9 protein-coding genes and 1 pseudogene are annotated in these 15,651 nt (G+C 43.3%); 3 read left to right on the top strand and 7 right to left on the bottom strand.

From position 1 onward, the window contains the following. Positions 1–54: 54 nt before the first annotated feature. Positions 55–3,708 (bottom strand): glycoside hydrolase family 3 C-terminal domain-containing protein, encoded by a 3,654-nt coding sequence (locus tag BLR64_RS12305; RefSeq protein WP_090714480.1) that lies wholly within the window; start codon positions 3,706–3,708, stop codon positions 55–57. A 257-nt stretch (positions 3,709–3,965) separates the two neighbouring features. Continuing rightward, entirely contained in the window at positions 3,966–5,642 is a 1,677-nt protein-coding gene (locus BLR64_RS12300; RefSeq protein ID WP_090714479.1) for a response regulator, read from the bottom strand. A gap of 203 nt (positions 5,643–5,845) precedes the next feature. On the opposite strand from BLR64_RS12300, the gene BLR64_RS12295 reads away from it, so the two are divergent. Beyond that, on the top strand, positions 5,846–6,526 hold the full coding sequence (locus BLR64_RS12295; protein WP_090714477.1) for a response regulator transcription factor: 681 nt from the start codon (positions 5,846–5,848) through the stop codon (positions 6,524–6,526). Then, a complete protein-coding gene (locus BLR64_RS12290) occupies positions 6,519–7,730 on the top strand; it encodes a sensor histidine kinase (RefSeq protein ID WP_090714475.1) in 1,212 nt (403 codons plus the stop codon). Before BLR64_RS12295 ends, BLR64_RS12290 begins: the two co-directional genes overlap by 8 nt. Positions 7,731–7,740: 10 nt before the next feature. Here the strand turns inward: BLR64_RS12290 and BLR64_RS12285 are convergent. The 3 genes and pseudogenes from BLR64_RS12285 to BLR64_RS12275 form a co-directional block, all read right to left on the bottom strand. Then, positions 7,741–8,795: pseudogene (locus BLR64_RS12285) on the bottom strand (aldo/keto reductase). A gap of 112 nt (positions 8,796–8,907) precedes the next feature. Further along, on the bottom strand, positions 8,908–9,843 hold the full coding sequence (locus BLR64_RS12280; protein WP_090714473.1) for an AraC family transcriptional regulator: 936 nt from the start codon (positions 9,841–9,843) through the stop codon (positions 8,908–8,910). Positions 9,844–9,877: 34 nt separating this feature from the next. After that, on the bottom strand, positions 9,878–10,447 hold the full coding sequence (locus BLR64_RS12275) for a TetR/AcrR family transcriptional regulator (protein ID WP_090714472.1): 570 nt from the start codon (positions 10,445–10,447) through the stop codon (positions 9,878–9,880). A 149-nt stretch (positions 10,448–10,596) separates the two neighbouring features. Between BLR64_RS12275 and BLR64_RS12270 the strand changes: the two genes are divergently transcribed. Further along, positions 10,597–11,511 (top strand): ketopantoate reductase family protein, encoded by a 915-nt coding sequence (locus BLR64_RS12270; RefSeq protein WP_090714471.1) that lies wholly within the window; start codon positions 10,597–10,599, stop codon positions 11,509–11,511. A gap of 683 nt (positions 11,512–12,194) precedes the next feature. On the opposite strand, the gene BLR64_RS12265 is transcribed toward BLR64_RS12270, so the two are convergent. Continuing rightward, the gene (locus BLR64_RS12265; protein WP_090714469.1) at positions 12,195–13,463 is read right to left on the bottom strand and encodes a TnsD family Tn7-like transposition protein; all 1,269 of its coding nucleotides are present in this window, start codon (positions 13,461–13,463) and stop codon (positions 12,195–12,197) included. Between the two features lie 337 nt (positions 13,464–13,800). Further along, complete coding sequence (locus BLR64_RS12260; RefSeq protein WP_090714467.1) at positions 13,801–15,642, bottom strand: TnsD family Tn7-like transposition protein; 1,842 nt, start codon at positions 15,640–15,642, stop codon at positions 13,801–13,803. Between the last annotated feature and the right edge of the window lie 9 nt (positions 15,643–15,651).

The following is a 15,651-nucleotide window of genomic DNA, read 5'->3' as shown; positions in this document are numbered from 1 at the left end:
TACCGTAACAACAGAGGCTGTTGCTTTTACACAACAGCCTCTTGCAACAGGCAGCTACTCGAGAATTTTCTTGGCAATCTGCACTAAATCCTCGACATCAATCACATTGTCGTTATTCATATCCATCGCCTTAACAGTCTCCCAGTCGGTGCTGGCAGAGGTCTTACCATAGTTTTTCGCAACCTTTGCCAGATCGAGAACGCTGATTTTCCCGTCGCCGTTTACGTCGCCCTCCAAACGGGCAGTGATTTGGATACTATGGGAACTGGTGGAATCAGCAGTGAATTCGGTTTCGCCGTCGGACAAGACTGCGCTTACGATTTTAAACACAGCGGTACTTGCGGCAGTAACGGATTTGGCTTTCCAGTTAAGCTTCAGAATATCGCCATCCGCATTTATCGCCTTATTTTCTCCTTCGCTGGCCATTAGAATCCGTACGCGTCCGGGTTCATCTGAATCATAATCTACCACCTTCACCCCGGACAGAAGTGACTGCGCCTCGATAAATTCAACCAGTTGCGGATCATAGCTGACAACAAGATCCTCAGCGTAAATACCCTTACTGAGCTTACTCAGAGTAACGTTAAGGCTAAACGAAGATCCCGGCGAGACGCTCGACGTCCCGTTTAACTCCGCAACCACATCAGAACTTTCGCCGGCGCTAACTGTAATCTGCTTTGAAAGCAGAAGCTCATCCGACGCCGGGCCGACATAAATCGTACGCGGGCCTGTTGCCACTGTCCATTTACCTTTTGTACCGTCAGCATTGTCAGTCACTTCTTCCTGATTGGAATTCCAGTAAGACAGTGAGCGTTCATTTACATGCAGGGTTACCCGTTTACTCTGATTAACCCCGAGATTCTCCACTCGCTCATAGCCGGCCAACTGATATTCCGGTGTCTGGATGCCTTCGCCCAAAGCCGCTTGATCCGCGGCGCCAAGATACAACTGGGCAATTTCCGTTCCTGCTACATCTCCGGTATTCGTTACCGTAAATGTAACATTGTAACCGGCTTTCTCACCGTTAGTAGTGCTAGGCGTTACACTCAAGTCAGAATATTCAAAGCTGGTATAAGACAACCCGTAACCAAAATCATATTGCGGTTCAACATCATAAGCATCATACCAGCGGTAACCCGTCATGATTCCTTCATAATAGATTGAAGTATTTATTATTCCAGGCTTCATGCCCATCGCCTGTTGCCTTGCCTTAACTTCCTCCACTGTATTTCCAAGCATAGGAATCCACTGGGTGTAGTCAATTTCTTTTCCGGAATCCTCTTCGATTTTTTGCATGTCGAAATATTCCTGAGAGTACGTGATCAGCGTGTCTGTATCCTTTTTAGGTATAGTAAATGCCAGTTTGCCGCTTGGATTCACTTCTCCTGTCAGCAGTCTTGCTGTCGCAACACCGCCGCGCTGACCCGGGAAATACATTTCCAGCAGACCGTCAACTTTATCGATCCATTTCTCCATGGTGACGGCTGTGGAGTTATTCAGAACAACTACAACTTTGTGGCCGGCTTCGTGGGCAGCTTCAGCTACATCGAGAATTAACTTCTCCTGCTCATCCGGCAGCCGGTTTGTAGTCGCAGCAAGGGTACTTGCGGTATCTGTGGTTTTACGGTAGGCAAACACTACAGAAGTATCGTTGTTTCTCGCCGCTTCTATAGCATTGTCATAGTTGGCTTGTGCCTGACTCGGTGTAATCCAGGCTAGACGGACCTGCAGGTCCTTTTCTGCAAGCGAGGCAATTCCGGCAACGATGACCTTGTAGTACTTGCCCGCTTCAAAGGTAACCGATGCAGAACTAATGCTTTTTCCAGTCTCTGTGGGAATGATACTGTCGCTTGGCCACTGTGTCCCCTGATTAATGGAGGCAATGCCCAGGCTTACCGATTTCACATCTGCGTCACTGGCATTCGGATCATAAGTCGAAGTTTGGACAGTAGCGGCGATTTGTCCGCCGATTCCTTCAAGCTTGATCGAATATTGCCCGGTCTCCGGAGCTTTGATATAAGTAGTCCAGGTATATGCCGCACCGCTCTCTTTAGTGAAGGCGGTACCATCAGCGGAATTTTTATACGTTTTATTAGGCTTGCCGTTGATAGTACCCGTAGTAAAGTTAATATCGTTGTCAACCGTTGCGAAGGTTCCAATGGGATGGTCGCCCATTTTTTTCTCGGCAATGGACCCTGCTGTTTTAATCTGCCCCTGCTGATCCTCGCTGGTTCCTTCACTGGCACCGGTTCCGTAGGAACGTGTTACCCCATTACTACCCTCATGTGGATTGGTATACAGATTCTCTGCGGGAATGGCTTCCCCTACAAGGTCAAGGGCCACCTGCCCTTCAACCTGCTCCTCACCCAATATTTCGGTCAGTGCTTCATACGGGCTCACCATCTCGCTTATAGTGCCGTACGACCGTTCCCCATCAACACCGGAGATTAAGTGCATCCCGTTAAGCCCGATTACGGCGGTGGTATTCTCTTTCTTCAGCGGGAGCGCCCCGTCCTCATTTTTCAGGAGAACTGCTCCTTTTTCAGCAATTTGCTGTGAAATCTCTGAATTCGTCTGACGCGCGGTGGCGAGTTTATTCAAATCTGCTGCCAGATCAATCGCTTCGGTACGTCCGGTTTGCTCCTTGGCATATCCCTGACCATCGATTTCTACAAGGTTCAGGTAACCAGCCTGGCCCAGAGCCGTCAGAACATGTCTTACCGCATCATCTATATCGTTCTGTGTCAGTGTTCCGTCTGCTATCAAGGCCTCTGCTTTGCTCTGCTTATTGGCGGATAATGATGGCATTTCAATATCCGTGCCTTTATTCAGCGTAAAGCCGTCGTTGCCTCCCCAGTCGGTGACAGTGAACCCTTTGTATTGCCACATGTCCCGCAGGACATCAAGCTGCAGATAAGTATTCGATGAGGCGAAGGTACCGTTGACCAGATTGTACGAGGACATCATTCCCAGGAGCCCCCCCTTGGTCACAGCCGCTTCAAAGCCCGGCAGATGAATCTCATGCAGCGCCTGCTCAGAGACTTCGATATTCGTCGATGTTGCTGGTGTGGCTGCCTGGGAAAAAGCGGCGAAATGTTTGCCTACGGCTATAACGCCCTGATCCTGAATCCCCTTGGTATCCTCTGCCGCCATATCTGATAAAAGGTATGGGTCTTCGCCGAACTGATCCTTCGCGCGACCGAACTGAGGGGCACGCGTAATATCGAACTGGGAGCCTAACTGTATATTTCCGCCGAGCGCCCTATTTTCCGATCCGTGAATTTTACCGTAGTCGTACGCACTTTCTTTGTCCCAGGTCGCTGCAACCATTTGCTCAATCGGCGGGTTGGTCGTATCCTGCGTATACAGAACGCCTGCCGGGCCATCATACATTTTGGATTCAGGAACGCCGAGTCTTGGGACACCCTTCAGATAACCGGCATTCCCTTCTGTCCCTGTTCCGTTACCGCCCAGAAAAGAAAATTTCTCCTCCTGAGTCATCGTCTTAATGAGAGCTTCGACCTTCGCTTGAATCGATGCCTCTGTCTCCTGCAGCCCTGCATCGATATAATTCGATGTATACACTTGCGGGAAGACCGGCGATGTTTCCGCCGCAAGCGCCGCCCCCGACCCTGTTACAGAACCGGAGACAACCATCGCCATAACCATCGTTCCTGCCAGAGCTTTCTTTATTCTTTTTCTCTTCATCTTGAACCTCCTTATAACTATGAATGCGTTGTCATTAGCAATTATCAATCAATCCTCATCTGAGCAGAATACAAAATCATAAGGTGTTACCTTCGATATTCTCATGTATTGGCATGCCTAATAAAACTCCTATCGGAGATCCCGCTGAATCCTTCTTTAGCGGGCTTTGAAGTTTATACTTTTTGATATAAAAAAAATCGGGAGTTAATCCCGATTAACTTGAACTCCCAACCCATTAACAATGGCTGCAGATGCTGCTATGTACCAGTAGACCACTCTTTGGCGATGCGGTTACGGTACTCCTTTGGGGAGATGCCTATATGTTTTTTGAAGGTGAAGCTGAAATAGTTGGGATCGGCAAAGGCGACGCGTTCGGCAATTTCAAAAGCCTTTAAATCAGTCGTGCTTAGCAGCTCCTTAGCAGCCTCCATACGTATATTAATTAGATAGGTGACAAACGTGACCGTGGTTTCTTTCTTGAAGATGCTGCTGAAATACCCTACGCTGATATGGAGATAATTGCACACCTGATTGATCGAAAGCTCACGGTCGGCAAAATGGGTATGGACATACTCCATCGCCTGCTGAACAAACTGGCCAAACGACTGCTTGCGGTTTAACATAACGGTCTCGGTTAAATTCGTACAAATGGCAGTCAACCAGTCCCTTGCAGCGGATAAGGTCTCCTGTGCCTCGATCTCCAGAAATACGTTGCCCAGTGCTCCGTGTATATCCTCTAGATAGGCATCCGTTTCTCTGGCAGCCTTTAATACTGAGGTCAGAATCTCAACAATGTACATCTTATAGTCTCTGTACGGGACCTCCGCTTCAATCAGTTCATTAAACAGCTCATAGACAACCTCTTTCACTTTAGCAACTGCTCCCAGTTTCAAGCACCTCACAAGCTCCTGTTCTTTCATTTTATTGAATCGGAGGCGGTTATACGCCCGCATCTCTACATCTCCGATATAAATAATCCGGTTGCTCTCCTCTAGCAGCCTGTACTCGATGGCCTGCATCGCCCCGTCATAGGCCTCTCTTAATTCATCAAGCCTGGAGATCGGATCGCCGAGGCCTATGGTGACCTTCAGTTTCAGTAGCCGATCTATCTGCAGCAGAAGTTCCTGAAGAAGTGTAATGGTATGCCTTAGGATACTGTTGCTCTGATCCGAAGTCCGTGATATTGAGAGTAACACGATATGATCCTGGTGCAGAAACACACGACCCATTTTCCGTTTACTCCATAGTTCGCCCGCAATATTCAAGATTGCAAATAACTGGAGATTCAAATCACCGGATATCTGCAAAGAGCTGCTCTGACTGTTTAAACCGTGGTTATTACCTTCTTTAAGCTGCTCATCATAGTGCTGGAGATTAATTACCGACACGGCATAACCTGTCCCATCTAGAGCAACTTCATAGGTTCTCGCTTGCTCGACTATTTGACTATGGGACATCTTCCGGGAAAGCAGTGAAGCCAGGAAGGTCTCGCGGAGGACAGGCAGACTGGTGCGGTAATGCTCACGCAGCATCTTAACATCTTCAAACCGTCTTTCCTCGGCCTCAATCCGCTGTTTCACTCTGACAAGAGCCTGTACGATTTCCTCCATACTGAATGGCTTTAAAATAAACTCATCTACGTCTAGCTTGATGGCCCGCTTCGCAAATTCAAATTCATCATAGCCCGTCAGGAGCACAATTCGAGTTGCTGGATACTCAACCCTTATCCAGTCGGACAGCTCAAGCCCGTTCATAAAAGGCATGCTGATGTCTGTAATTACCAGTTCCGGCCGGTACCGCTCAATCCGTTCTATGGCCTCCAGTCCATTCTCGGCAGTATCGACAACATTGAATCCTTGATCACTCCAATTCATGCCGTTCATCAATCTCTGCCGCACATCCGGTTCATCATCAACCAGTAACAAATTGTACATAGCAGTCCCTCCATAGCCATCTTGAATCCGCTTACATTTTAAATTATAGGGATCTAACCTTGAAAAAACCTTTAAATATTAATAATTAACTATATAGATTTGAAATTACAGCTATACCGCAGGATATTCTATAGTCTTTTCAGGAGTTGGATGATAAAATTTCGACAAAGCGCTTTCAAGACATCATCCAAGGAGAGTCATCTATGAAAATCTTGCTGATTGAAGACGAGATTCAATTATGCGAATCACTGGTGCAGCTTCTAATGCACTCAAAATACAACGTAGACGCTGCCCATGATGGTGTAAATGGTCTGCACCTTGTACTAACGAACATATACGACGTTATTATTCTGGACATATCGCTTCCATTCATGAACGGATTAGACGTGATGACCAGAGCAAGGCAAAGAAACATTAGCACACCAATCCTGCTGCTTACAGCAAAAGAGGAGCCCAGAGACATAATCGCCGGACTCGACCATGGTGCAGATGATTATCTTGCAAAGCCCTTCGATCCCGGAGAGCTTCTGGCCAGAGTCAGGGCGCTGATCCGCCGGAAATCACACACATTGATTGAGAAGAAGCTCTACTACTCTGATATTAGCCTGGATCTTACGAATTACCGGATGGAATGCCGCCATGAAAGTGTAAAATTGTCCCGAAAAGAATTCGAAATCATGTATTACTTCATGCTGAACCCGGAGCGGCTAATTGGGAAGGAGCGGTTAGTCAGCAGGGTGTGGAGTCTGGAGTCCAATACGGAGTACAACAATATCGAGGTTTATATATCGTTTCTGCGGAAGAAGCTGGCCTATCTGTCGCCGGATGTGGTGATTACTACCCTTAGGGGCAGAGGGTATAAACTGGAGCAGAGTCATGATTAGACAATTAAGAAACAAGTATATCCTGATTAACTTCCTGCTGATGTTCTTTGTATTTATCTGCATTATCTTTCTGATTTATATCAGTGCGCGGATGCAGGCCTACAAGACTGCTAACTTCAAGCTGACGATCTCCATGTCGGCTGAGATTGAGTTTCTGAAGAAGGACCCGCAACACCCTGTCGCGATTGCCGCAATTGTTGATGAAACCAATCCAAGTGCAGTGGACTGGCTGATCGTCGACAGCGCCTTGGGGCAACAGATGATCGACAGAGTATTGGCAAAAGCGGTCAAATTGCAGAGAGAGTCCGCAGCAATAACTGTAGACTCTCATTCCTTCATGTTTGTTAAACACCGGATGCCGCCGGAGGAACATAAGCTCAGAATACTCTTCACTGACATTACCTATGCCGAAAAAAGCCTGCATTCGCTCCTGCTCATCCTGATCACTATTAGCGGCCTCAGTTCTATCATTCTGTTAGGTGTGAGCTTTTATATCTCGCAAAGGTCGATCCGTCCGATTGAGGAGATGTTCGAACGAGAGCAAAAATTCATCTCAGATATTTCCCATAATCTGAAGACGCCCATTGCCGTTATATCGACGAATCTGGCTGTCATCTCCATGCATGAACAGGAGACTATAAAGAACCAGTCCAAGTGGATCGGTTATATCCATTCACAGCTGAATAAAATGTCGTCGATAGTGAATGATCTGTTGACCATCGCGAGAATGGAGTCGCTAGACGTTCAATTGAACTTACAGGAAGTACAGCTAAGCAAGCTGCTTGAAGCTTCACTGCTGTATATGGAAGAACGGTTCTTCAGCAGTAACATTACGGTAACTCCGGATATTGATCAGCACATCTATGTGACCGCTGATAAAAGCGACATCTCCCAGCTAATCGATCTTTTGCTGGATAATGCCGCCAAGTATACTCCGCACAACGGTGAAATCACCGTTATGCTTAAAGCCGGTCACTATTCCAATACCTTAAGCATCTCGAACACCACAGAAGGCATAACTGAAGCTCATCTGCCTTTTCTCTTCGAACGATTCTATCAGGTGAATACGGCAAGTGACGGCAGTGGCCTGGGCCTATCCATTGCCCATTCCATAGTGCAGCGCTATAAGGGGCGAATTTACGCTCAGATCATTGACGATAACGAAATTGTGTTCACTGTTGAGCTACCTGTAGATAACCCATAGTCCTTTCAAATCACTTAGAAGCAATTGGGACAGCAATGTTGTTTCCAACGGTTGCTGCCATTTTGACAATCGCTTCCGGATCGGAGTTTTTAACATTCACATCAAAACGAGGGGTGTAGGCTTCCTCCAACCGGTCAACTTCTATGTCTGTTAGCTTGATCTCAAGCGCTTTAATTGCAGCATCAATGTGGCTGGTTTTGGTCGCTCCCACAATGGGTGCAGCCACAACCGGATTACGATACAACCAGGCAAGAGAGATTTCCGCACGGCTGACCCCATGGTCCTCTGCAACTTTACCAACCGCTTCCACAATATTCTGATCGCTGCCGCAGTTGCCTCAAAAAATTTGGCAGCTCCGGATTCGGCCTCCGTTCGCACCGTGTTTGCCCCCCAAGGGCGAGCCAGGAGCCCGCGCGCAAGTGGGCTGTAGACAATGGTCTGAATCCCCTCGTCGGCGCAGAGTGGAAGCATTTCGTTTTCTTCCTCACGGGCAACCAAATTATAATTGTGTTGCATAGATATAAAGCGTGTCCAACCATTCGCTTTCTGAATGTGAAGAGCTTTAGCGAACTGCCAAGTCCTCATAGTTGAAGCCCCTAAATAGCGCACTTTGCCCATTTTCACTAGATCATGAAGGGCTTCCAGTGTCTCTTCCCATGGAGTAAAGGGATCAGCGCGATGAATTTGGTAAAGATCAATGTAATCCGTTCCCAGGCGACGCAAGCTATAATCAATTTCAGTCATAATCGACTTCCGCGAAAGACCGAACGAGTTAGGTCCAGAGCGCATTGGAGCGCCGAGTTTTGTAGCTATGACGATATTTTCGCGTTTAGCGAAATCCTTGAGCGCCCTGCCGATGATTTCCTCGCTAGTCCCTTGAGAATACATATTGGCGGTATCAAAGAAGTTGATTCCGGCCTCGATTGCATATTTAATTACAGAGCGGCTCTCTTCCTCCCGGATTGACCAGGTAGGGTAGCCAATTGCCGGGTCTCCGAAGCCCATGCAGCCGATGCAGATGGGTGAAACTTCAAGACCGGATTTACCAAGCTTAATATTTCGCATAATTTACCTCCAGAGATCGTTTTAATTACTATCCCAATTGTAAATTCAATGCTGCAGCAGCCGGTAACACAATCAAATCAAAAAACTGCCTAATCCTATCACCTATTGAAATTTATATATCTATTTCTTGCGCATCCGCCTTATTAAGGCGATGTCTATCTTTTTTGGGAGAAATACCAAACATCCGCGAATATTCACGGATGAATTGCGTCGGACTTTCGTAACCAACCCGGAATGCTATATCTGCAACATTCATTGACTCCTCCATTTTTATAAGCTGCCTGGCCTCTTGAAGCCTCAGCTGCTTCTGAAACTGAATCGGACTCATCGCGGTAATTTGCTTAAAATGCCGGTGAAACGACGGGACACTCATCTTAGCGATATCTGCCAGGTCTTCAACTTGAAAAGACTCTTGAAAATGATTCAGAAGGTGTTGAATTGCGTTTTGTATATGAATAGCAGGAGTACCCTCCGTCACAATTTGTCTAAGCGAGCTACCATGCTCGCCGTGCAGCACTCTGTATAAAATTTCTTTTGTAAACAACGGGGCAAGCACCGGGATGTCCATCGGCTTATCCAGCAGACCAATCAGTCTCACGACAGCATCCAGCACAGATACATCTAATTCCGCCACGTTCAAGCTGCGGCTTGACTTCCCCCTGTGGCTTCCCGTTAGCGTGTCATTGCTTAACAGCTCTAAAATATCGCTACGTGTGAACTCAATTTTACAGGACAAATTGGGGACTTCAGAGGAAGCTTCAAGTACCTCTGCGATGATCGGTAAATCCATTGAGGCAACAAGGTAATTCGGAGGACCATATCTAAAGCGCTCTCCACCAAATAGGACATCCTTTACTCCTTGAACGATAATATAAATCGAAGGCTTGTCGATCCTGTATGGCGGCTCTGTTCTGTTGAAGCCATAAGGAATCGAATGTCTGGAAAATGCAAGATTAGAAATTTCGGTATACAGAGTCCCTTCTCTGTTAGCATGACGATCAACGAGCGCTGCAAGCTCTTTTTGCAAAGTATTTAATTTATTTGTCATAAGATCCTCTCAAAAAATCCATTTTGATCCGTGTTTACCCTTCTTTGACTGCGCCAAAGCTATAATACGATTTGATCCCATTTGCAAATAGGCTATCGATCAGCTTGACCAATTCTTCCGACGATAAATCTTTGTCATTGCGTATCCAAAGGCGAAACAAAGAAAGTAATGTTGATATGTAAAACTCAATCAGGTACGGCGCTAAGGTATCATTTGTTGGGAGGTCTGCAATCAATTTTTCAAAGGGAATTTCTCTTTTCAGGCGTTCAACAAAATGAATAGCACCATAGTCACCCAAGAGGGCTTTAAAGACTGAAATTTCTTCTGCATTTTCCAGGCATTGAAGTGCATCTTGGAACGAATGCGTAGAAAGTTCCCTGCTTGCCATTTCCTCGTAAATGGATTTCATAACACCCTCTTCAACATAGTCCAACAGCTCATAGATATCTGTGAAGTATTGGTAAAATGTACTGCGGTTATATCCTGACTTGTTAGCAATCTCTTGAATAGATATTTTTTCAATTGGTTTTTGGCTATATAAATCACAGAAAACATTTTTAAATGTTTGCCTTGTTTTTTCCGTAATTTCAGGTTGCTTTTTCATGACGGGCCTCCATTTTCTGTTCAATCGATTATCCGACAGATACTAAAAATCTGATGGTTGATGACCGGATAGTGAATACATACAATATTATCATACAACGCGTTGTTTGATCATCGACAAATATGAACATCTATTTTTGGGAGGCTAATATGAGAATTTTATTTTTCGGCAGAGGTGTAATATCGACCCAATATGCTTGGGCCTTTGAACAGGCAGGGCATACCGTTGAGTTTTACGTCAGAAAAGGGAGAAAAGAAACCTTTGGAAGCAACATAGAGCTTGAAATGTGGGACGCACGAAGAGGGAAAAAGTTCATTAAGGAAACCTGGAACGTCAAGCTGCATGAGGAGCTTAGCCCGAATTACGACCTTATTATAGTGAGTGTCAACACGGAACAGCTTCCAGGGGCAGCACAAATACTATCAACTGTTGCTGGAACCACCCCTGTTCTAATATTCAATAACGTTTGGCAAGATTTGAAATCATCAATCTCACCATTGCCTGTGAACAATGTTGTCTTTGGGTTCCCGGCAGGAGGCGGCGGCATCGCGGATAATAGGCTCAGAGGCGGCTTTTTGAAAATGATATTTCTGGAAAAGCCAAGGGCAGGCACTGAACATATTAACAACAAGGTCAAAGAATGTTTTGAAAGTGCCCATTTTAAAATTAGTTGGGTAACGGATATGGAAAACTGGCTATGGAATCACTTTGCCATGAATGCAGCTATGGAGACCGAGGTGTTGAGATGCGGAAGTTTTCCAGCACTCATGAATGACAGGGACTCATTCGTAAATGTTGGTAAGAACATGAGAGAAATCATCCCTGTACTTAAAGCAAGAGGGGCAAAGCCAGGTGCCATTTCTCTCCTGCTGACTAAAATTCCGCCGGTACTTCTCGGTATACTTTTTAAAAAGGTTATTTATGCAACAGGCAGCTTACCGCGGCTCTTTGTGGAATACAACAATAGTAAAGCAGGTTTTGCGGTACTTGAAGTTGTGAGAGAGGCACAAAAGGCAGGCATCCCTTTGCCGCGACTTACGGTAGCATTTGAAAATACTGAATAATATAAAGAAGCCTTCATTTAATCTTCTGTGGCGAATTTGGCATTGGGAAGCCCGGATACCTATACGATTTTGCCCCCCGGCTTCAGTACTTAGGCATCTCATAATGCAATAAAAACTTTAACTTACAAAAAACAAAACAGTCCCGATGAAGAAAAATCATCGGAACTGTTTCTGAAGAGCAAATCTAAAGTTACATACTATATTTTTCAGTTACATACTTATTGAACGAATTCATTGATTTATTACATTATATCATTGTTCTCATACCCACTGATAATACTAGACTTTTTTTAAAATCAATCAAATTGAAAATTACATTTAAGTATTGTTCTGGAACAAAAACTATAAGAAAGTCCCTCTCTGCAACTTACATTAATCCGTTGTTCTTTAACCCCCTGATAAATTAACGTTTTTTTCATGCATCTAAATAAAGAAATTAAAAGTTAAGTGTTCTGTAAAAATAAATTATGTAACTATGTACATTGGTTAATATCCTTTAGAAATTGAAGAACCGTTATCTTAAAAAAAGTTTCTAGCTGTGTTTTTACGTTTGTTCTCTTGCCTGTTAGCACATCAAGGTTTTTTTGAACTAGTTCTGCTTACATAATTATATATTTCACATCAAAAAAGAGGTCCGAAAACCTCCTTGTATTGTTGCATTTTAATATATCTATTTGTAGTTACTATTTGAACAATTGAGGGAATTCTTCTTTAATGCTCTTACTAAAGCATTTACTTTTAAAATGCTCCGGACTTATAGGATGATATTTATTCCATTGGTCCATAAAGTCTCGAGTAAATAAGATATACATTTCATTAAAAGTTACTTCCCAATTCTGAAAGAGTTTTTCACATTCTGATAACCATACAGGACCAGGCTCAATAATGAGCGCTACATCATCATAATTAAGCCATTCGTATTTACAACCGCACTCGTTACAGCAAAATAGGGCCCAAGGGCGCCCTCCCTTTATAAAGCTGATTTCTACACTTTTAATTACATGTTTTTCATAGTACTTACAAACTCTGTTTAAACATTTCCAAGGGCCATTACCAAAAGGAGCATATTCGAATTCCTGTTCCAAAAATTGAAATACTGATCCTGAAAAGTAAATCATAAGCAGAATATAAAATAAAGGGTCTAATTCTTTTCTTGTTTTCCAGAAAAGGTGTATTCTCATAACATCTTTGGAAATTCCCAACCTTTTCAAAAAGGAGTCATTAAATCTTTCGTGAACTTTTTGGTTTAGTTTAAACCTGTAGTACGATTTTTCGTTGATAATTCCCTCACCCAAAAATATAGTAGTCATTTTTTCGCGAATTTTAATAAGATCAACTTTCTTCTCAGGCTCAAGCAAGGACCTATTATTAGTAGCTAACGTTAATAAGTCTTCATCTTCATTAGGGATAACATGCTTCAAACAATGACCTTCCGAACAAAATTGCGGAGTGATTAAGGGAAGATGTTTGGAACTGGGAGTGAGAGGTTCAGAACATTTAGGACATTCAGACAACAGCAATATATTGTGGATATCGCACACGATACTTCCGGGCAATTGATGAGCCCTATGCCAGTAAGGCTCTCCGTACCTATTTGAATCGTCCACTAAACATAGAGGACATAGTCGCAAGTTAGATTTAGATTTAAAGTGGCCAGTCAATTGATCTATCTTTAAAGAGTTCCCCTCTAGAAAAGTTTTTTTCATTTGCTCTCTTTCTTCATTATTAAGCATGAATTGACTGTAGTAAGGATAACTACTATGCCTTTCTAAGAGATATGTGCCATCAATTTTTTGACTAAGAGAAGTTCCATCTGGATTTTCAACAGACTTAAATGGATAATCTATTACTGAATTTAAATTTTCTTTTCTTATTTTAAATTTACCACTATAGAAAGCAATTCTTGCATAAATACTATATATTGATTCATCCGAATACAAGCTGATATTCATTGGACACCGCCTTATACCAGTACTCCGTCCAGACAACTCTTGTTAAATATTAACTTCTTGAATCAGCCTTTTATTCAAATATTCTTCTCAACATTTGAACGAATACCCCTTATATCAGATTCTTATGATACTCTCCAATTTATTACAGGATTACTACTTTCCTGAATTTATGGAACAATCAATTCTATGCATCTGACACATCTCCTACATTTTCTAAAGGGAGCTTTTTTGGTGTTTTTCTAATATGCCTCTCTTTCCATTGATCCTACCTATTTTGGAGACAGTAATTTGTGTAGTATCTCGCTCCCTGTACGCATGTCGCTCCCCCCCTTGAGTTTTATGCTGAAATCTTATCCTGAAGAACAGGGTAACATTCAGCCAGTTTTACTATAAGGTACTTTTCGACGTTCTCTGTTTTTAGGATACGAATACCCGCCTCTCTCAGGACTCGCCATTTTAAAGGTCTTTCACCATTTTGCTTGATTGTACTTAATGCCCAATCTATTTTCCTCATTTGGTGCTGTTCATCTGTTTCTAGATTAATCTTTAAGATTCCCTGACACAGAGGCAGTTTTTCAAGGTTCCGTTCTAAGATTGCAAGTTTTCCAGTTATACGACCGATTTTGGAGATGGTTATTCGTTGAGGCTTACCTTTTTCTGACCGAAGATTCAAAATGACCATATTTATCTCATCAGCCATTGCCAAATCCCTTTGGGTCCAATTCACTCTTGATTTCCTAGGAACTTTATTAGGCATGCTTGGCAAGTTTACCTGAAGCCACTCTCTATCATGTCTATATAACCAACTATAGTCTCTTCCATTTTCTTTTCGAAAACTGGTATAACTCGTGCAGTGAACCATACTCTGCAGAAGACGATTTCTTCGTATATCTCTTTCCCCATTAGACTCCGGCTTTGATAACGCTTGTTTTTTCTTTACATATAATGTGACGGTCTTAGAGTCTACAGCTAAGATATTTGCGATAGATCGAATTGAACCACCTTTTTGAAGGAGATCATCAGCCAATGACTTCCAATAATGACCGAAGTCTTTAACACGCCCATACGAATACAAATCCTCATCTTTAAGATCTGGTCCTCGCCGTGAGTACTGAAATCCACATAGCTCACATTTAAATGAACCAACTGGATTTTTCGTATCTGCACAACGTGAAATGTTTACATTAAAAATCTTTTGCTCTTTATAGTGGTTACTGATTTTGTTCAAGCACGGCCAAGGACCAAGTCCAAATGGACCACTAGTCTTATTGGAAGTAATCTCATGCAGTCCCCCTAATAGGAACTCAATTACCAATACATGTAACAATGGATGGAATGATTGTCTTGGCTTCCTTATTAGAGTAGACAACCAATTGTATGACCCGGCAGGCACAGGGACACCAAGCCTTGAAAGAGTTTCTGATGGGACCACAGATTGGAATTTATTGCAAACTTCTTTTTGATTAATTCGTCCTCCGATCGTACAAAGTTTCATCTGAATAAGTTTACTAATGTACAGATCCCGAAGATTTGAAGGGACCTGTTCATCTAGTGCTAACTTAAACAATGCTGTTATTCCTTTTGACACTTTGAGCAAGGTTTCATCTGTATTGATCACAACTTGAGAAGACAGATTATGGCCTTGGCTGCAAAATAAAGGACATATGGATAAACTCTTCGTATCGTTAGCTGAAAACAATTCCTTACAAACCGAACAATGCGTAAGCAATTCACATCTATGAATAGGACATAGTAAGTTACCCGGTATTTGATGTTCTCGATGCCAAAAAGGCTCACCATAACTTAAATTATCTTCTTTAAGACATATAGGACATAACCGGAGTGCCCCATTTCTTTTAACCACACTAGCCATTATTCCAGAGGTAAAGTGAATGCTACCTCCAGGGCCATCAAGCATATGACTCTTAATATTTCGGGCTTGTTTCTCAGATAAAAATGGTTTATAGAATGGATAAAGAGTATTATTGTGAAGAATCTCATCCATAGAACCTTGGATAATGCTCCTAATGGGGAGAATATTTGTGGGAAGATCTGCCGAAGTTTTCTTATATTCAAGTCCATACATTTTTCTTCTTGTAGGTTTGATCCCTTTGTGCCCCTTTAAATGATGGTATCTAGCTACAACACTAAGAAGAAGTTCATTTGGGTACGCTCTCATAATAATCCC

Source organism: Paenibacillus typhae, from assembly GCF_900099765.1.
Lineage (GTDB): Bacteria > Bacillota > Bacilli > Paenibacillales > Paenibacillaceae > Paenibacillus_AQ > Paenibacillus_AQ typhae.
Note: the sequence above shows the minus strand (reverse complement) of the source record. Positions and strands in the feature narration are given on the sequence as shown.